Source organism: Levilactobacillus suantsaiihabitans, from assembly GCF_004745505.1.
In the GTDB taxonomy this organism is placed as follows: domain Bacteria; phylum Bacillota; class Bacilli; order Lactobacillales; family Lactobacillaceae; genus Levilactobacillus; species Levilactobacillus suantsaiihabitans.
Window position 1 is genome coordinate 1 of record NZ_RKLX01000008.1, and the last position, 20249, is coordinate 20249.

Below are 20249 nucleotides of genomic sequence, written 5' to 3' on the forward strand. Positions count from 1 at the left end.
TCGCTTTCAATTGGTTTCGACGACTTGATTGTAGCACAGAGGTGATATGCCTCTTTTTTATACAAAAATGGCGTCGATGGAGTTCTCCATCAACACCAAATATCATAGAACCATTTTTAAGCGCGAGTCGCTGCTTACTGGGAAGGATACCAAATGGGGTCACCACTACCTGGCGCCGACCAGTTGACCAGCCCCCCAAAATCCCAGCAATTAGGCCAAACTAATACTGAGATGATACTGACCGAATCGGTGCAAAAACCAGTGTTACCAACGCTTAGCGACTGTAGCTAATGTGAAATCGTTTACATAAAAAATTAATCAGCCCAGACGTGATTTATTGAGTCAAAAGCCTTGAAAAAATGATTAAAGGGGATATAATGTATCTCGTTTAAGAATTTCTGAAGGCATCGCGAATTTGTGAAAAGGAGGTCCATTGTGAAAGCCAAACCAAGTTTGGAACAGGCCCTGTGTATCGTCGCGTTACTGGGTATCCAGGACCGCAAGATTCCGCTACATAGCCATTTGGTTGCTGAGCGCTTAGGTATTTCCACCAGTTATTTGAAGAAAATCATGCAGAAGCTAGCGGGGGCCGACATTGTCAAGACAGTTTCCGGTCGGGATGGCGGGGTCGTGTTGACTCGCGACCCACACCAGATCACCTTGCTAGATGTGTTTGATGCCATTGAGGGAGCCACGTCATTTGTGAAGAATACGGGGCTGGTCAAGAAGGTCTTTGACTTTGACCAGAAACAAACCTTCATGCAGATGTATGACCTGGCCGACCTCAAGGACCAGCAGCCGGTCGCCAACGTCTTGGCCGTCTTTGCGGACGCCGAGCAGCGTTACCGCCAGCAGCTGGCCACGTTAAACATCGGGGACATTTTGCCCACGACGGCGGATCAACCGTTGTTGCTGGATTGGACCAAATGGTTGACCCAGCACCCGGCCGCAGAATAGAAGTTAAGTTTAAGTAGAGAAGAAATTATTTAGGAGGTTTTCCCGTGCGTTGGATGAATAAACATTACATCTGGAACGTCATCGGCTGGCTGCTGATCGTGATTTTGGCCGTCGTGACGATTCCCAACATGAGTAAGCTGGTAGCTGACAAGGGGCAGATCACGGTGCCCAGCAACTACCAAAGTACGCGAGCCACGAACATGCAAAAGCAGTGGGGCCGTTCCCAACGCGGCACGACTGCCGTGGTCGTGGTCTTTAACAATGGGGATGCTGCGCTGACCAATGCGCAAAACACCCAGATCGACCGGACGATTCAACGGATCAAGAATCATCAGAGTCAGTATCAGATTCGGTCAATGACCGCGGCGAGTGACAGTGCCACGGCCGCTTCACAGTTAGTTTCTAAGGACAAGAGCACCCAGCTGCTTCAGCTGAACGTGCACAAGTCCTCCAGTCATTCGGTCACCAAGATTCGTGACCAGATTACCAAGCTGGCCAAGACTAGCGGGGTCAAAACCTACGTTACCGGCGCGGACGTCTTGAACCAAGACTTCTCCGATGCCACTCAGGCCGGGGTACAGAAGACGGAAATCATTGCCGCCATCTTCATCTTCCTGGTGCTCTGGTTAGTCTTCCGGTCACCAATTACACCGTTATTCTCACTGTTAACGGTGGCGGTGTCCGTGATCACCTCGATTTCCGTAGTGGCCAACTTGGTCGATCGGTTCAACTTCCCGTTTTCAAACTTTACGCAAGTCTTCATCGTGATCGTGCTGTTTGGGATTGGGACCGACTACAACATCCTGTTGTATAACGAGTTCCGCGAGCGCCTCGCCAATGGCAAGGACCGCTACACGGCCACTAAGGAAGCCATCAAGATCGGTGGTCGGACCGTGCTGTATTCCGGACTATCCGTTTTGATTGGGATGAGTGTCTTAGGCTTCGCCAACTTCTCACTGTACAAGTCAGCGGTCGGCATTGCCGTCGGGGTCGTGGTCTTATTGGCCGTGCTCCTGACATTGAACCCCTTTTTCATGGCTATCTGTGGTCGCCACATGTTCTGGCCCATCAAGAAGTTCCAGGGTGAAGGCGACAGTCGCCTGTGGCACGGCATGGCCAAGCACGCCATGATCCGGCCCATCATCACGCTCATCGTGACCGGGATCGTGTTCATCCCGCTGGCGTTGACCTCACACGGGACCTTGGACTACGATAACTTGGTCGAAATCGGTGATAACGTGCCGGCCAAACAAGGGTTCAAGATCGTGCAAAATCACTTCTCCAAGGGGACCGCGGAGCCAACGACGATCTACTTGCAGAGTAATCATAAATTAGATAATGAAAAATCCCTACTGTTGATCGACCGGTTGACCAAGCAACTTCAGGCCTCGACCGGGGTCAAGACCGTGGCGTCCGTCACCCAACCCGGGGGCAAGGCCATCAAGAAGCTCTACGTCAGAAACCAAATGAGTTCTGTGACGACTGGCTTGGTCAAGGCCCAAAAAGGGGTCAACAAGGTCAATAAGGGCTTGAAGTCCGCCAACAGTCAATTGAGTAAGCAAGACGTCTCTGGCGCGGTCAAAGATGCCAACAAATTGGCCAGTGGGGCCAAGCAAGTCAGCGAGGGCACATCGCAGCTCCAGTCGGCCATTTCCCAGGTATCGACCGGGGTCAACTCCTTAAATAACCAAGTGTCTTCGGCTTCCGGTGGTCAACAAGCGGCCCAATTGGCCCAGTTGGAAACGGCGCTGCCACAATTGAACGCGGCCATCCAACAGTTGAACAGCCAAGTCTCTGCTAGTTCCACCAGTACCGGTGGCGTGACGAGTTCACTATCGACCATCGGCACCAAGACCCAAGACATTGCCACCCAGCTCCAAAATATCAAGAGTTCACTAGGGAATTTACCAAGCGTGAGTGCCAGTTCCGTGGCCGCAGCCTTCAGTGCCCAAGGGGTGCCGTTGTCCAGTGCGCAAAAGCAGGTCTTAGCCGGCGTCTTGCAAAAGCAGACCGCCGCGCAATCGCAATTGAAGTCTAGTCTGAGTAGCGCCTTGACCCAGATCGGAAGCGACGCCAGTGCCATTGGCTCCGCCGACCAAGGGGTGGCCAGTCAACTGCAGTCCCTGCAAGGCTCGACCACAACGCTCCAAAACGCCGTTGCCACGCTGGCGCAAAAAGCCAATATCGTCTTGCCGGGTGCCACCACGGCCCTGCAGTCGGCTAGCTCCCAAAGCGCGCAATTAGCCAGCGCAACTAGCCAACTGTCCAGTGCCATGTTCACCATCAACGGCAAGATGCCAACGCTGGTCTCCGGGGCAAGTCAAGTCGCCGCGGGTAACCAGACCATGGCCGAAAAACTCGCTGCGATGAGTAAACAACTGACGGCCCTGCGTAAGGGCTTAGGGTCGGCCACGACCGGATTGACGCAAGTCTCCACCGGGGTTGGTACGGCCAACAGCTACCTCAAGGGCTTACAGAAGTCCGCGGCCGCCGAAACGTTCTACATCCCCAAGAAGTCGATCCAGGGCAGTTCGTTTAAGCAGTCGATGGACACCTACATGTCACCAAACCGCAAGCTGACCAAGTTAACGGTCGTCTTAAACGATGACCCGAGCTCCGCGGCCGCCATGGCACGGTTGCCTAAACTGGAAAAGGTCGTCAACGGCTCGCTACAAGGGACTAGCCTGAGTGGCGCCAAGGTCGCCTTTGGCGGGAACACGTCGCAGACCAACGATATCAACGAAATGGCCTCGAGTGACTTTACCCGGACGGTCATCATCATGTTAGCCGGGATTTTCATTGCCCTCATGGTCGTGACCCGTTCGCTGGTTCAACCGATCGTCATCGAAGGAATCCTGCTGGTCGCTTACTCCGGGGCCTTGACCATCGTCCACTGGTTAGTGGATCCAATCTTGGGGACCGACATGTTGACGTGGAACACACCGTTCTTCACGTTTGTCATGCTGATCTCGCTGGGGGTCGACTACTCGATCTTCCTGATGCGCAAGTACCGGGAATTCCTGCACGAACCGGGTGCTACCAGCGACAAGATGTTGCGGGCAGCCACGGTGATCGGGACGGTCGTTATCTCCGCTGGGGTCATCTTGAGCGGGACATTTGCCGCCTTGATTCCTTCCGGGGTCATGACGCTGATCCAAATCGCGTTAGCCGTGATCATCGGGATCATCTTGCTGGTCATCTTGTTACCAATCGTGATGCCAGCCGTCATGAAGATCACGTACCCGTACCCGTATTCCAACATGCGTGAGGCGCCCGTCAATCACGAAGATGACGCGCAACCCACGCGGAAAAATTAACCCAAATAACTGAAACTACCCGCGGCCGATGCCTTTGACTGACGGGTGAGAAAATCAGTTGTGACTGGTTGTCAATGATGCAATTTAGGGATGTGTTTGACTCACCAATGTGGTGGGCGGCACATCCCTTTTTGGTGGGCTTCAAGGTTGATAGTAGTGCTAGGCTGTGGGGAGTTAACGCGATGTTAGAGACCGAGTGGCCAAGACGGATGAGTTGATGTTGGGTTATGCGTAAATCTGTGTCGCGCATGGGCAATGTGCTGGGGATGATCGGGTAGCGATGGTCATATGGAAATGGAGTGGGTAGGCGCAGAAGGTTAACGACCAGCTAAAGGTAATTGGGTGGTGATAGCTCGGGGGATGACGACCACAATTGTAGCCGAGAGTTCGCTAGAGATGAGTTCAGCTGTGGGAGTTTCCTTAGCGCCATGGTTCACGGCGCTTAGGAAACTGCAATTTGGAGACGCGGGTTATCGGCTCCAAATTGAGGGTTGAGACCGTTCTATGGCTCAAGCCGTCGCCCTCAGCGTTCCAACTCATCTCTAGTGAACGGTAAGGCGGCCAGCCCCAACCGCTGTCGCCAAGTCAACCACCCCGGCGGTGAATTCGCGCTATCCAATTGCCGGCTGGTAGCTTATACTTAAGGATGAAGACGAGAGTGGGCCAAAAGGCGATTAGCCGGTGAGCATTAAGGCTGATAACCGAATAATCCTGGTTTTGGCTTGTTTGGTTATCAGGTTTAAGCGGAACCGGCTGCCTGTTGGCGCACGTTTCAGCTACGTAAAAGTGAAGTGAAACGAGCCTGGGATAGTTTTGTCCCAGGCTCTTAGTAGAAAGGAAGATTTGAATGGATGCAGACCATCTCTCACAACGACTGGCCACCGTCGCCAGTTATGTTCCTCAGGGGGCCCGGCTGGCCGATATTGGGACCGACCACGCCTATTTGCCCGTGAACCTCGCCAAACGAGGCATCATTACCGGGGGTGTGGCCGGCGAAGTGGTCCCCGGACCTTTTAAAAATGCGCAACATGAAATCACTAAAGAAGCTTTAGACGACCGAATCACGGCGCGCCTGGCCAACGGACTTCAGGCCATTGAGCCCACCGATCACATCGACACGGTGGCCATTGCGGGGATGGGCGGCACGTTGATCACCCAGATCCTTACCCAAGACTTTGACCGCCTGGCCGGGGTCCAACGATTGATCTTACAGCCCAACGTGGGTGAGGCCAACGTGCGCCAATTTTTGATGACCCACGGCTTTCAACTGGTGACGGAACAGATCGTCAGTGAAGACGGCCACGACTATGAGATCTTGGTCGCCGATTGCGCCGAAGCGCCGCAACAGTATACGCCCGAAGAAGTGCAGTTTGGGCCTTATTTGCTGGCGGAGCACAACGCCATCTTTGTGGCGAAATGGCAACGCGAACTGGACCGGGCGCAGGTGGTCTTGCGTCAAGTCCAATCCGCCCACGAGGTGCCGGCGGAAAAGATAGCTGAACTAGAAACCAAGATTACGGAGATCAAGGAGGTCTTGCAACGTGTTGGTGCGTGAATTAGTTGAACGGTTTGAACAATTTGCTCCGAAAGGTTGGGCCGAGCCGGGGGATCCGGTGGGTCTGCAGCTGGGCAGTCTCGATGCACCGGTCCACAAGGTCTTGGTGACCTTAGACGTGCGGCCGGAAGTCGTGGATGAGGCCATTGCCGTGGGGGCCGACTTTATCTTTGCCCATCACCCGATGATGTTTCACCCGGCTAAGAACCTGGATTTGGCCGTGCCGCAAAATCAGATGTACGCGACGCTGTTGCAGCACCACATCACGGTGTACGGTGCCCATACCAATCTGGACAGTGCGCCCAATGGTATGAACGACTGGTTAGCTGCGGCTTTGGGCCTACAACATACCACCGGTCTGGTTCCCAGTAACGGGGCCACGGCCACCCCAGACATCATGATGGGGCGGGTGGGTGATCTGAAGAAACCCACCACGGTCCAGGCCTTTGCGCTGCGGTGCAAGACCATTTTCCACGTCGGTGGCTTGCGGCTGATCAGCCACACCCCCGATGCGCCGGTGCGTCGCGTGGCCGTGTTAGGTGGTTCTGGCGGGCCGTTTTACCAAGCCGCGCTGGCCCAGCACGCCGACGTGTATGTGACCGGCGACATTTCCTATCATCCCGGCCACGACATGATCGCCGCGGGCCTCAACGTCATCGACCCGGGGCATCACATCGAAAGCATTTGTCAGCCGCAGTTGACCCATTTGTTCCAACAATGGGCCCAGGAAAATAACTGGCCGATCACGGTCCAGGCCACGACGCTAAATACTGACCCGTTTACTTTTCTTTAATCGCGAAAACGCGTACACTGAGTTTGTAAGTTATCTTAATTGAGGAGTGATTTATTTTGGCAAAGTATGAAAATTTGATTCCCCGGTTTTTGAAATACGTGAAGATCAACACCCGCTCGACCCCCAATTCGACGACCATTCCATCTAACGAACGGTTGACGAAGTTCGCTGAGGGCTTAGTGGATGACTTGAAGGCCATTGGTTTGGAAAATGTCCACATCAATGCGCAATCGAGCTACGTTTACGCCACCTTACCCGCCAACACGGACAAGGCAGTCAAGAAACTCGGGTTCATTTCCCACTTTGACACGGCCGATTTCAACAGTGAAAACATCAACCCGCAGTTTGTCGAAAACTACGATGGCAAGTCCGTCATCAAGTTGGACGACGCGGGCAAGTACACGTTGGACCCAGCCGTCTTCCCTAATTTGAAGAATTACCAAGGCGACACGCTGATCACCACGGACGGCAGTACCCTGTTAGGGGCCGACGACAAGTCCGGGGTCGCCGAAATCATGGCCGCCGCCGAATACTTATTGGCGCACCCAGAGATCAAGCACGGTGAGATCGAAATCGGCCTGGGCCCTGACGAAGAAATCGGGACCGGTGCCGACCACTTTGACGTCAAGGACTTTGGCGCCGACATTGCCTACACCGTCGATGGCGGTCCGTTAGGCCAATTGGAATACGAAACGTTCAACGCCGCCGATGCCCAAGTTGAAATCACGGGGACCAACGTGCACCCGGCCGAGGCCAAGGGCGTCATGGTCAACGCTTCGCAAGTGGCTATGGACTTCCACGCCGCCTTGCCAGAACATGACCGGCCAGAAAACACGGAAGGACGCGAAGGCTTCTTCCACCTTTACAGCATGAATGGGACGGTCGATTCCGCCCATTTGAGCTACATCATCCGTGACCACGACCGGCAGATCTTTGAAGACCGCAAGAAGTTATTCCAAGGCGTCGCCGATCAATTGAACGAACAATATGGGTCTAAGCGCGTTGACGTGACTATCAAGGATCAGTACTACAATATGCGTGAAGTCATCGAAAAGGACATGACCGTGGTGGACCTGGCCAAGCAAGCCTTAGAAGACCTGGACATCAAGCCATTGATCTTCCCGGTTCGTGGGGGGACTGACGGGTCCAAGATCTCCTTTATGGGCTTACCAACGCCGAACCTGTTTGCCGGTGGTGAAAACATGCACGGGCGCTTCGAATACGTGTCCGAACAGACCATGGAAAAGGCCACGGACGTGATTATCAAGATCGCCCAATTAGCGGAACAACAGGCATAAATTAGTTGGTCAAAATAGGTCAAATTATTTTGCTTTTCCGTTAAAATCAGTTAGAATATGAGTGAAAAATGGAGGTTAACCTAAGGGTTGCCTCTTTTTTCGACCGCTGGCGGCAGTATCGGTCACCAACAGTCGTCTACATTGAAGACAAGCAAACTGAAACCAACGAGGAGGAGTTTTGATGAATCCAGAAAAAATGACGCAGGCCTTAACGGACGCCTTGACGGAGGCCCAACACATTGCGATGACGCGCAAGCACCAGGACGTGACCGTGGCGCACCTCTTTAAATTTCTGATCCAACCGGGTGAGTTAGGTCGTGAGATCTTGGCGTCGGCTGGCGTTGACATCACGGCCCTCGACAGTGAACTGGACCGGGAGTTAGACGGCATCAGTACGGTCAGTGGCGCGGGCATTCAATACGGTCAGTCCTTCTCCCGCAATCTGACGGACCTGCTGCAACGCGCCGACGTGATCAAGGACGGCTACCACGACGACTTCATGGCCGTCGATACGGTGGTCATCGCGCTGATGCAGCTATCCGGTGAGACGTTGACGGATTACCTGAAGCAACAGGGGATCACGGAACAGATGGTCAAAAATGCCGTCGACAAGATGCGTAGCGGCGAACGGGTCACCTCAAAGAACCAAGAGGACCAATATAAGGCCCTAGACAAGTACGGTATCGACCTGGTCAAGGCCATGCGCAGTGGCAAGATCGACCCGATCATCGGCAGAGACGACGAGATCTTGTCCGTCATCCGCATCCTGTCACGTAAGACCAAGAACAACCCGGTCTTGATCGGGGAAGCTGGGGTCGGGAAGACGGCCATCGTCGAGGGGCTGGCCCAACGCATCGTGCGCGGGGATGTCCCGGACAATTTGAAGGACAAGACGATCTTCTCCCTGGACATGGGGGCCCTGATCGCCGGGGCCAAGTACCGGGGCGAATTTGAGGAACGGTTGAAGGCCGTCTTAAAAGAAGTGACCAAGAGTGAGGGCCAAATCATCATGTTCATCGACGAGATCCACAACATCGTGGGTGCCGGTAAGGCCGAGGGCAGTATGGATGCCGGTAACCTCTTGAAGCCGATGTTGGCGCGCGGCGAGTTGCATTTGATTGGGGCCACGACGCTCGACGAATACCGGCAGTATTTGGAACAGGACAAGGCCTTGGCGCGGCGGTTCCAGCGGGTCTTAGTCAATGAACCCAGCGTCGACGATACGGTCACCATCCTGCGGGGATTGCGCGAACGCTTTGAGATCCACCACGGCGTCAAGATCCACGACAACGCACTGATCGCGGCGGCCAAGTTGTCCGATCGGTATTTGACCGACCGCTTCTTGCCCGATAAGGCCATCGACCTGGTGGATGAGGCTTCCGCTTCCATTCGCGTGGAAATGAATTCGGCACCGACCGAGCTGGACCAGGCCCGGCGGCAATTGATGCGCATGCAGGTGGAACAGACCGCCTTGAAACAAGAAACCGACGAGGCCTCCCAAAAGCGTTTGGCGGAATTGACCAAGGAATTGGCCGATACCAAGGAAAAGGTCGATCAGTTAAGTGCACGTTGGAACCAAGAAAAGACGGCCATCAAGGCGGTGGGCGACAAGAAAACGGAACTGGACCGCGCCAAGCGTGATCTGGCCAATGCCGAGTCTGCCTACGACCTGAACAAGGCGGCCGAACTCCAACACGGGACCATCCCCCGGTTAACCAAGGAATTGGCGCAATTGGAAAAACAAGACCAGAACCAAAACTGGTTGGTCTCCGAATCCGTCACGGAAAACGAGATCGCCACGGTGGTCAGTCGGATGACCGGCATCCCCGTGACCAAATTGGTCCAGGGCGAACGCGAAAAGCTCTTACAACTGGCCGAGCGGTTACATGACCGTGTCGTGGGCCAAGACCAGGCCGTGTCCGCCGTGGCCGATGCCGTCTTACGGTCCCGCGCCGGGCTACAAGACCCGACCAAGCCATTGGGTTCATTTCTGTTCTTAGGGCCGACCGGGGTCGGGAAGACCGAACTAGCCAAGGCCTTAGCCGAGAACCTCTTTGATAGCGAAGACCATATGGTGCGTATCGACATGTCCGAGTACATGGAAAAGGAATCCGTTTCCCGGTTGGTCGGGGCGGCTCCCGGGTACGTGGGCTATGAAGAAGGCGGCCAACTGACCGAGGCTGTGCGGCGCAACCCGTACACCATCGTGCTGTTTGATGAGGTCGAAAAGGCCCACCCGGACGTCTTTAACCTCTTGTTACAGGTCTTAGACGACGGCCGGTTGACGGATAGTCAGGGGCGGACCGTGGACTTTAAGAACACGATTTTGATCATGACGTCTAACTTAGGGTCCGACATTTTACTGCAGGGGACCGATGCCAAGGGGCACATTAGCCCGGACGCCCAAAAGCAGGTGGCCCAATTACTGCAGAGTCGTTTCCGGCCGGAGTTCTTAAACCGCATCGACGAGACCATCATGTTCACGCCGCTGTCTTTAGCCGACGTGCAACAGATCGTCGTCAAGTTGATCGCGCATCTGGCCACGCGCTTGCACGAGCAACAATTGGACCTGACGATCACGCCGGCCGCGCAAGCCTGGATCGCCCAGAAGGGTTACCTGCCGGCTTACGGGGCGCGGCCACTGCAACGGTTCATCACGACGCACGTGGAAACGCCACTGGCGCGGCAACTGATTGGCGGCCAGATCCCGGTCAATAGCCTGATCACCATTGACGTGGCCGATGACGCGCTGACGTTTACGCACGCCTTGCAGACGGCAACGATCAAGTAATCGGTCGTAGGTCGGCTGCACTGACCGGTTTGCTGAGATCACCGTTGGCAGCGTCCGTGGTTCGGGGATGCCCGATCACTGGGGTTACGGTGACGGGAAACCCATGATTTTAGGAATACTTCCTTAACGAAGTGCCTGTTTAACGACTACAGAACATTTGTTCGTCAGCCGTGAAACGGGCACTTTTTCTGGTATAATAGCGGTAATGAAGTTGAAGAGAAGGGAGACTCCGGGATGTTTGTACCCTTACAAGTCTTAAGTACCTATAGCCTATTACAGAGCACTAATCGGATCGACCAACTGGTTCAAACGGCCAAGGAGCGGGGTTACAGCGCGCTGGCGTTGACGGATAAGAACGTCATGTACGGCACGGTGGCCTTCTATAACGCTTGCATCAAGGCAAAAATCAAGCCCTTACTCGGCTTAACGCTGAGTGCCACGGGCTTCAGTGATGCACCGCAAGCCCACGACTGGGTGTTGATCGCCCAGGACTTTATTGGCTATCAGCAGTTGATGCAGCTGTCGACGGCTTATCAGGTGGCGGGGACAGCCATCGACTTGAGCCAGCAGGCCGAAAATCTCAGTCACTTGCAGGTGATCGCCCCGTTGGATAGTGAGCTGCATCAGCTCGTGGCTAATGGGGAGGTGACCGCGGCCGAACAGGTGGTGCATCAACTCTTGGCACTGCAGCCAGCGGGCGTGTCTTTGGGGATCAGCCCAGAGATCCCGATCGCTAGTAGAGACGCTTTGGCCCAGTTGGCGCAAGCGACCCAGGTCCCACTAGTTGCCTTAGCGCCGGTCGAGTACCTGGACCGTGACGACCATTTTGCCGTGACGGTCTTACGGGCCATCGCGGCGGGTGCCACCTTAACCGACCCCACGGCGGAACAACAGACGCTAGGGACCCACTGGTTGCGACCGGCTGGGGAAGAGGCCCAACGCTTTGCGGCGGCGGATCTGACGGCAGCGGTGAGTGCGACCCAGCAGCTGGCGGATGAAACGGACGTGACCTTAAAATTCCAGCAGCCACAATTGCCACAATTTCCCACGCCCAACCAGCAGCCCTCGCAAGATTACCTTCGTGAGCTGTGTCAAACGGGCCTGAAACGGCGCTTGGCCCAAAACCAGATCACTGAGGCAACCCCGTACCAGGAACGCTTAGAACGCGAATTAGGGGTCATTCACCGGATGGGGTTTGACGACTACTTTTTGATCGTCTGGGACGTCATGAACTACGCCCACCGCGCGCACATCCAAACGGGACCAGGTCGGGGATCGGCGGCCGGATCGCTGGTCGCTTACGTGTTGGCCATCACCGAGGTCGACCCGTTGGCCTACAACCTATTATTTGAACGCTTCTTGAACGAGGAACGGGCGCAGATGCCCGATATCGACCTGGATATTCCGGACAATCGCCGTGAACAGGTCTTACAATACGTGCACGACAAATACGGCCATGACCGCGTGGCACAGATCATCACCTTTGGGACGCTGGCGACTAAGGCGGCCTTGCGCGACGTTGGGCGGGTCTTGGGGATGCCCCCGTACGTGCTCAGCGAGTGGAGCGCCGCCATTCCACCCCAATTACACATCACGCTAAAAAGTGCCTATGAGCAGTCGCAACGGTTACGCAACTTGGTGGCGGATAGTGAAAAGAACCGGTTGTTATTTGAAACGGCCCAAAAACTCGAGGGCTTACCACGCCATTACTCGACCCATGCGGCCGGGATCGTCTTGAGTCAGGGGCCCTTGACGGATCTGGTGCCGTTACAGCCCGGTAGCGAAGATCTCTTGATGACACAATACCCCAAGGACACGGTCGAGGCGGTGGGCCTGTTAAAGATGGACTTCTTAGGTCTACGCAACCTAAGCATCTTGGCTAACGCCTTGAGCCTGGTCAAGAAACAGACCGGACATCAGTTAGATCTCAATCAGATCGATCTGAACGACCCGGCGACCTTGCGGCTATTTGCCCAGGGGGAGACCAACGGCGTCTTTCAATTTGAATCGGCGGGGATCAAACGCGTCTTGCGCCAACTCAAACCTGATAGCTTTGAACTGGTCGCCGCGGTCAACGCCTTGTACCGGCCGGGACCGATGGAAAACATCGATACCTTCATTCGCCGTAAGGAAGGCCAGGAACCCGTCAGTTTTGCGGCTGAAGCGTTAAAGCCGATCTTGGGGCCGACCTATGGCGTCTTGGTCTATCAAGAACAAGTCATGCAGGTGGCCTCGGTCATGGGTGGCTTTACACTCGGAGAGGCCGATTTACTGCGGCGGGCCATGAGTAAGAAGAAAAAGCAGACCATGGATGCCATGCAAAAGAAGTTCGTGGCCGGGGCCCAACAGTTGGGCTACCCGGTGACGACTGCCGAGCAGGTCTTTGCCTACATGGATCGGTTTGCCAATTACGGGTTCAACCGCTCACATGCGGTGGCTTATAGCAAGTTGGCCTTTCAACTGGCGTATTTGAAGGCCCATTACCCGGCGCCGTTTTATGCCGCCTTGATGAATTCGGTGATCAACGTGCCGGTGAAGACCAAGGCCTATCTGACTGAAGCCAAGCGACACGGCGTTAGCGTCCTAGCACCAGACATCAATCGCTCGACGGCGTACTTCAACTTGCAGGGGAGAGCAGTCATCTTTGGCCTCAGTAGCATCAAGGGCGTGCGCCGCGACTTCTTGCGCGAGGTTTTGGCTGATCGCCAGGCGAACGGGCCCTTCAAGGACTTACATCAGTTCTTACAACGCATTGACCCCAAGTACCGCAAGACCGATTTGTTAAATGCCTTGGTGTACGCCGGGGCGTTTGACCACTTTGGTCACAACCGCGCCGAGCTGATCGCAGCCCTACCGGAATTCATCAGTAGCGTGGAGCTGTCCGGGGATAACGTGGAACTGTTTGCGGCGTTGGCGCCCAAGATCACGCCACAACCGGACCTCGACTTGATGACCAAATTGACCCAAGAAGAGGCCGTCTTGGGCGCGTATCTGTCCGGACACCCGGTGGCCCAGTATCACGCCTTAGCCCAGCAGCTGCACGCCACGACCGTCAGTGACCTAGTCGTCGATGCGCGCGTCACGCTGATCTTGTACGTGACCAAGATTCGGACCATTCGCACTAAGCGCGGGGAACCGATGGCCTTTGTGACCGGTAGTGACGAGACCGCCGATGTGAGTGTCACCATCTTTCCCAACCAATTTCGGCAGGCCAGCACCTGGCTGAAGACCGATCAAGTCATCGTGGTCCGCGGCAAGGTCGAACAACAACGGGGCCTGCAGATCGTCGCCAATCAGGTCACGTTAGCCCAGGAGATCCCGGTCCACGCCGCCCAGTCACCGACATTGCCGGCAGGGGCGCGTTGGTTCATTCGCGTGGACGCCACGCACGATGAACGGGCGATCGCCACGCAACTGGCGCGCTTCTTGACTGCGCATGCCGGGCCCGTGCCGGTGATCGTCTATCAACCGCAGACGGATACCAAACGTGTCTTGCCACAGACACAGTGGTTGCGGGGGGATGTCACGCTCAAAGCCCCGTTAGAGCAGCTGATGGGGAGTGGCAATGTCATCTTACAAAACGGGTAGACCAATTTTATTAAAAATACCTCTGGACTATTTGCGTAGGCTTTAGTATGATTATACCAATGCTTAACAAATCAGAAACTGGAGGTTTTTTTAATGACTGTAAACGTGAAGATCTATGCCGATGGTGCGGAACTCAATGCGATGAAGGCCGTGGCCGCTCAGGGGTTGGTTAGCGGGTTTACCACGAACCCAAGTTTGATGAAGGCGGCGGGGATCACCGACTACCTGGCCTTTGCCAAAGAGGCCGTGGCCACCTTCCCGGACCAATCCATTAGCTTCGAAGTGTTCGGCAACACGCCGGAACGGATGTTGGCTGAAGCCAAGGTCTTGGCCAGTTTAGGCCAACACGTGGCGGTGAAGGTACCGGTTATCCGGGCTAACGGGGCCGACAACGCGGAGGTTATTCGAGAATTGTCGAACGCCGGGGTGCAGGTCAACGTGACGGCCATCACGACGCTCACGCAAGTCAAGCTGGCCGTGGACGCCTTGAACCCCGCAGTCGGCGGCATCGTATCCGTCTTTGCCGGACGGGTCGCGGACACCGGCGTGGATCCCTTACCCCTGATGCGTCAGGCCGCGGGACTGTGCCACACCAAGGACAACGTGGAACTATTGTGGGCCAGCACCCGCGAGGTCTTCAACGTGGTCCAGGCCGAACAGACCGGCTGTGACATCATCACCGTGCCACCTAAGATCTTGGCCAAGCTAAGCAAATTTGGCACGCCAGCCTTGCAAGTCTCCGTGGATACGGTCAAGACGTTCGATGCCGATATCGCTAGTTTAGGCTTCACGATTCCGGTTGCGGTGCAAGAGTAGGGTCGTGACAGCGTCACTGGTGAGAGGTTTGCGTCAGCCAGGGGGATGCAAACCCGCGACTGGTTGTCCCCACTAGCGAGGCCAGTTCCGACCGAAACCGTTTTTCAGGATGGCTTCGGTTCCACGGTGCAGCCGAAGTTGTTGTTGACGCGTGGCGACTGAGTCTTGATGTTTTCTAGGCAACTAAACTGAATTTGTGACGGGATATCGGTGAACTTAAGAAATCCTTATGATTTCCCCCAAACACGGGTTAACCCGTTAATATAAATGTTAACTTATCTAACTTAAAACCTGCTGGTTATTAAATCAGCGGGTTTTAATCTTCATGGATGCCCGGCACGGTGGGAAAGCGCTTACTTTGATAAAATCCAAACAATCTGCGAAAAATCGGTAAACAAAGGCGACATTAATTTTTAAAAGTGATAGAATAATTTTGGAATCAAATTTGTGCCGAAACTTTTTGTGTGGTCTATTTTGACCGCTTCACTCAATTTGTTTCGTGCCAATTCTAAAGGAGAGATTTTTCTAATGAAGAAAACCAAGATCGTAAGTACCCTTGGTCCTGCAAGTACTGACGTTGATACGATTGTTAAGTTGATCGAATCTGGCGCCAACATCTTCCGGTTCAACTTCTCACACGGTGACCACGAGGAACACCTCGGCCGTTTGGAGAACGTTCACAAGGCTGAAAAGATTACCGGTAAGACGGTTGGTATCATGTTGGATACGAAGGGTGCCGAAATCCGGACCACTGTTGAACAAGGCGGCAAGCTGAACTTCAAGACTGGCGACCAATTCCGGATTTCCATGGACGACTCACTCGAAGGAACCAAGGAAAAGATCGCTGTGACTTACCCTGGCTTATACGATGACGTTCACGAAGGCGGCCACGTCTTATTCGATGATGGTTTATTAGATACTGTCGTTGATAAGAAAGACGAAGCAACCAAGGAATTAGTTGTAACGGCACAAAACGATGGTGTTCTGGGCTCACGTAAGGGTGTTAACGCTCCTGGCGTTTCCATCAACTTACCTGGGATCACTGAAAAGGATTCCGACGATATTCGTTTTGGTTTGGACCACGAAATCAACTTCATCGCTGCTTCATTCGTTCGGAAGCCACAAGATGTCATGGACATCCGTGAACTCCTCGAAGAAAAGCACATGGAACACGTTCAAATCTTCCCTAAGATCGAATCCCAAGAAGGGATCAACAACTTTGATGACATCATCAAGGTTTCCGATGGTTTGATGGTCGCTCGTGGTGACATGGGTGTTGAAATTCCAACGGAAAACGTGCCTTTGGTTCAAAAGGCTTTGATCAAGAAGTGCAACCTCTTAGGCAAGCCAGTTATCACCGCTACCCAAATGTTGGACTCCATGCAAGAAAACCCACGTCCTACGCGTGCCGAAGCATCTGACGTTGCCAACGCCGTATTCGACGGGACTGACGCTACCATGCTTTCTGGTGAAAGTGCTAACGGTGAATACCCAGTACAAGCCGTTGCTACCATGAACCGGATCGACATCAAGGCTGAAAATGCTTTGAAGGACTTCGGTCGCGATAACTTAGACTTCGATAACGGTGACGTTACGGAATCTATCGGTGCTTCCGTTGCTCGGGTGGCTAACCAATTGGGTGTTAAGACGATTGTTGCCGCTACTGAAAGTGGCTACACCGCTAAGATGATTTCTAAGTACCGGCCAAACGCTGATATCTTAGCCGTTACCTTTGACGACCGGACCCGTCGTGGTTTGATGGTCAACTGGGGTGTTTACCCAATCGTTACCGAAAAGCCTTCAAACACGGATGAAATGTTTGACCTGGCCGCAGCCAAGGCCGTTGAAACGGGCTTAGCTAAGGAAGGCGACTTGATCTTGATCACCGCTGGTGTACCAGTCGGCGAACGCGGGACGACCAACTTGATGAAGATTCAATTGATCGGTTCCAAGTTAGTTCAAGGCCAAGGTGTCGGCGACGACACGGTTATCGGTAAGGCAATCATTGCCAACACCGCTGCCGAAGCTAACGCTAAAGTCGTTGAAGGTGGTATCTTAATTGCTAAGAACACCGACAAGGACTACTTGCCAGCTATCGAAAAGTCTAGCGCCGTTATCGTTGAAAACGGTGGGTTGACTTCTCACGCTGCTGTTGTTGGGATTTCCATGGGGATTCCTGTAATCGTTGGCGCTACTGGTGCCAGCGACAAGATCTCCGATGGCGAATTGATCACTGTTGACTCACGTCGCGGGATCGTTTACCACGGTGCTTCCAACGCGCTTTAATAAGAGATAAACCTGTTATGAAAACGGACCCTCTGTCGGGGGCCCGTTTTTTGTTTGGCAAAATTGGTTAGATTGTTGGGGCTGGTCGCCTACCATTGCGCGAAAATGGGCTGGAACGCGGTGGGCGGACCGGTCGAGCCACAGAGCGGTCTCGCCCTCGCTTTGAGCCGCAACCCCCGTCTCAAAGACGCCAGTTTCCTAAGCGGATAAAGACCATCCGCTAAGGAAACTCCCACGTCTGAGCCCATTTTCGCTCCATTCTCGGCTACGGTTGTCTCATGACTTTACATTTGTTGCAAGTCAACAGGCTGGTGCCAACGGTTGGCAGGCGTCACCAAGATTTTGCCCGTGTCAGGTTAACCAGCCAACCTGCCGAAGGTCGCCAGGGGTGGAGCCAGCGAACCGGAAGCCCGTTTCTCAGGCTGGAGGCGTCCCCCAGAGCAGGCGGAACCCCTGGCAGCCGCAGGCACTGGCATGACCAATTTGATGGGTAAGCGACTAGCCCCAACTGGTGTGGTGGGAGTTTCACAATATTTTCCGGAAAGGGTCGCTAGTTTTACCGTTTCCGTGTAAAATAGGGGGTAGACACTTTTGTACGGATAGACTGGGGCAGCCCAGTAGAATCGAGGAGATTATGGAAGAACTATTAGGCCGCATCATCACGGGAAAAGTTACTGATGAAAACGAACAGGATTATTTCGTCCAGGTGAACGGGACGACTTTTCGGCTCGATAAGGCGGAAATCAAGAAGCCGTTGAAGATGGGGGCCAATTTTAAGGGCTTTGCTTACGAAAATGAAGGCCACGACCTGCAGATCACGCGGAACGCACCGGCCGTTCAAGTCGATCACTATGGCATGGGGACGGTCGTACGGAGTCAGCGAACGCTGGGCGTCTTTGTCAATATCGGCTTGCCCAACAAGGATATCGTAGTTTCGTTGGATGACCTGCCAGATATCATGGAGCTGTGGCCGCAACAAGGTGACCGCTTGATGATCGCCTTGCGTGAAGACGCCAAGCACCGGTTGTGGGGCGTGCTGGCCGATGGGGAAATTTATCAAGCCATCGCGCAACCTGCCAAGAAGCACATGCAAAACGCCAACGTGGTCGCTACGGCCTACCAGTTGAAGCTGGTGGGGACGCGGGTCATGACGGATCATTTCGAACTGGGGTTCATTCACCCATCCGAACGGGAACGCGAACCACGCTTGGGTGAAGAACTGAAGGCCCGGGTCATTGGCGTCCACGAAGACGGCACGTTGAACCTGTCATTGCGGCCCCGGACCTACGAGGCCATTGACGACGATGCGGCCATGTTACTGGCAGCACTACAACATTCAGCGGATGGCAAGTTAGACTTCAGCGATAAGTCGGACCCCGCCGCCATCAAGGCCTACTTTGGCATCAGCAAGGGCCAGTTCAAACGGGCAATCGGCCACCTGTTAAAAGACCGACAAATCACCCAACACGATGGCGCCCTTTGGTTAAACAACAGCGAGGCCACGACGGACGACCCAGCGAAATAGCACTAGAGGTGCCTGGGCTGACCAGCAGTGTTATGGATGATTGAAAAAATCATTATTAGTGAGAAAAAACTGGGCTAATTTAGAGACAGTGACCTGGTTGGGGGCTATGGTGACCGAAAGTTTATGGTGAGTCATATCAGTCGCTTGTGGCAACCACTACAGTAGCCGAGAGTGGAGCGAAAATGGGCCCAGCCGTGGGAGTTTGCTTAGCGGATGAATTTTATCCGCTTAGGAAACTGGCGTCTTTGAGACGGGGGGTGCGGCTCAAAGCGAGGTGTCGAGACCGTCCTGTGGCTCGACCCGTCCGCCCACCGCGTTCCGGTCCCATTTTCGCGCAACGGCAGGCGGCACCAAAAGCGCATATCGCCACAAACGTCAGTGAGGAGGAGAGCCATGACTGAACTGGATAACCAAACGGCAGACTTTGCCCACTACCTGACCGTGGAACAGGGGCTAGCCGAAAATTCGGTCGCCAGCTATCGCCAGGAACTACACAACTTTGCCCTGTACCTGACGCCGCAACACGTGACGGACTTCAAACAAGTTGACCGTTTGCAGATTATGGCGTATCTGAGTCAGCAAACGGCGGCAGGCAAGTCTCGCAACTCCGTGATTCACGCGGTGTCGGCCTTGCGCAAGTTTTATCGCTACTTGATTCAGACCCATCAGCTGGCGGAAAATCCGATGGCTAACGTCGCCGCACCCAAGCACGCCCAGCATTTGCCGGCGGTCTTGACGGTGGCGGAGGTCGACCGCTTATTGGCGACGCCGGATACCAGCACCAAGTATGGCATCCGCGACCGGGCCATTTTGGAGGTCATGTACGCGACCGGACTGCGGGTCAGTGAACTGGTTCACCTGAAATTGGCGGACTTGCACCTGGAGATGGGGCTGATCCAAACGCTGGGAAAGGGCGACAAGGAGCGCATCATTCCAATTGGCGACGTGGCGGCGGACTGGATCAACCAGTATCTGCAGCAGAGTCGCCCGGTCTTGTTGAAGCAGCGGACCAGTCCGTATCTGTTTTTAAATGCCCACGGGGGCGGCTTGTCTCGTCAGGCTATTTGGCAAAAGATCAAGCATTACGTGGCGCTAGCGGATATTCAAAAGGACGTGACGCCCCATACGCTGCGGCATTCATTTGCCACGCACATCTTGGAAAACGGCGCGGATTTGCGCGTGGTCCAGGAATTGCTGGGGCACGCGGACATCACGACCACACAGATCTACACGCACATTTCCAAAAAGCGGTTGCGCAACGTCTATGACCAGTACCATCCGCGCGCATAATGTGGTAATATAGCAAAATTGAACGGAGGCGGA

Annotated in this window: 11 protein-coding genes; all 11 read left to right on the forward strand. The window is 54.4% G+C overall.

Annotated features, from left to right (window positions below):
• The first annotated feature begins 435 nt into the window (after positions 1-435).
• Positions 436-957 (forward strand): RrF2 family transcriptional regulator, encoded by a 522-nt coding sequence (locus EGT51_RS05835; protein ID WP_135367826.1) that lies wholly within the window; start codon positions 436-438, stop codon positions 955-957.
• A 53-nt stretch (positions 958-1010) separates the two neighbouring features.
• Complete coding sequence (locus tag EGT51_RS05840; protein ID WP_225428690.1) at positions 1011-4274, forward strand: MMPL family transporter; 3264 nt, start codon at positions 1011-1013, stop codon at positions 4272-4274.
• Positions 4275-5121: 847 nt separating this feature from the next.
• A complete protein-coding gene (locus tag EGT51_RS05845) occupies positions 5122-5829 on the forward strand; it encodes a tRNA (adenine(22)-N(1))-methyltransferase (RefSeq protein WP_135367828.1) in 708 nt (235 codons plus the stop codon).
• Complete coding sequence (locus tag EGT51_RS05850; RefSeq protein WP_135367829.1) at positions 5816-6622, forward strand: Nif3-like dinuclear metal center hexameric protein; 807 nt, start codon at positions 5816-5818, stop codon at positions 6620-6622. Before EGT51_RS05845 ends, EGT51_RS05850 begins: the two co-directional genes overlap by 14 nt.
• Positions 6623-6678: 56 nt before the next feature.
• Positions 6679-7920: a peptidase T gene (gene pepT, locus EGT51_RS05855; protein ID WP_135367830.1), complete on the forward strand. Its 1242-nt coding sequence runs from the start codon at positions 6679-6681 to the stop codon at positions 7918-7920.
• Between the two features lie 181 nt (positions 7921-8101).
• Positions 8102-10711, forward strand: coding sequence for an ATP-dependent chaperone ClpB (clpB, locus tag EGT51_RS05860; protein WP_135367831.1), 2610 nt, complete (start codon positions 8102-8104; stop codon positions 10709-10711).
• Between the two features lie 234 nt (positions 10712-10945).
• Positions 10946-14299, forward strand: a complete 3354-nt coding sequence (dnaE, locus tag EGT51_RS05865; RefSeq protein ID WP_135367832.1) for a DNA polymerase III subunit alpha — start codon at positions 10946-10948, stop codon at positions 14297-14299.
• 93 nt (positions 14300-14392) lie between these two features.
• Positions 14393-15115: a transaldolase gene (locus EGT51_RS05870; RefSeq protein ID WP_135367833.1), complete on the forward strand. Its 723-nt coding sequence runs from the start codon at positions 14393-14395 to the stop codon at positions 15113-15115.
• A 528-nt stretch (positions 15116-15643) separates the two neighbouring features.
• Positions 15644-17401 carry a pyruvate kinase gene (gene pyk / locus EGT51_RS05875; RefSeq protein WP_135367834.1) on the forward strand — a complete coding sequence of 586 codons (1758 nt, stop codon included), beginning with the start codon at positions 15644-15646 and terminating at the stop codon, positions 17399-17401.
• A gap of 634 nt (positions 17402-18035) precedes the next feature.
• Positions 18036-18926, forward strand: coding sequence for a CvfB family protein (locus EGT51_RS05880; RefSeq protein WP_135367835.1), 891 nt, complete (start codon positions 18036-18038; stop codon positions 18924-18926).
• A gap of 393 nt (positions 18927-19319) precedes the next feature.
• Positions 19320-20216, forward strand: a complete 897-nt coding sequence (gene xerD, locus EGT51_RS05885; protein WP_135367836.1) for a site-specific tyrosine recombinase XerD — start codon at positions 19320-19322, stop codon at positions 20214-20216.
• The last annotated feature ends 33 nt before the right edge of the window (positions 20217-20249 follow it).

Bases quoted from the DNA above. Each gene is read 5' to 3' on its own strand.
- EGT51_RS05840 (WP_225428690.1), top strand. From the start codon at position 1,011: ATGAATAAACATTACATCTGGAACGTCATCGGCTGGCTGCTGATCGTG.
- EGT51_RS05845 (WP_135367828.1), top strand. From the start codon at position 5,122: ATGGATGCAGACCATCTCTCACAACGACTGGCCACCGTCGCCAGTTAT.
- clpB (WP_135367831.1), top strand. From the start codon at position 8,102: ATGAATCCAGAAAAAATGACGCAGGCCTTAACGGACGCCTTGACGGAG.
- dnaE (WP_135367832.1), top strand. From the start codon at position 10,946: ATGTTTGTACCCTTACAAGTCTTAAGTACCTATAGCCTATTACAGAGC.
- EGT51_RS05870 (WP_135367833.1), top strand. From the start codon at position 14,393: ATGACTGTAAACGTGAAGATCTATGCCGATGGTGCGGAACTCAATGCG.
- pyk (WP_135367834.1), top strand. From the start codon at position 15,644: ATGAAGAAAACCAAGATCGTAAGTACCCTTGGTCCTGCAAGTACTGAC.
- EGT51_RS05880 (WP_135367835.1), top strand. From the start codon at position 18,036: ATGGAAGAACTATTAGGCCGCATCATCACGGGAAAAGTTACTGATGAA.
- xerD (WP_135367836.1), top strand. From the start codon at position 19,320: ATGACTGAACTGGATAACCAAACGGCAGACTTTGCCCACTACCTGACC.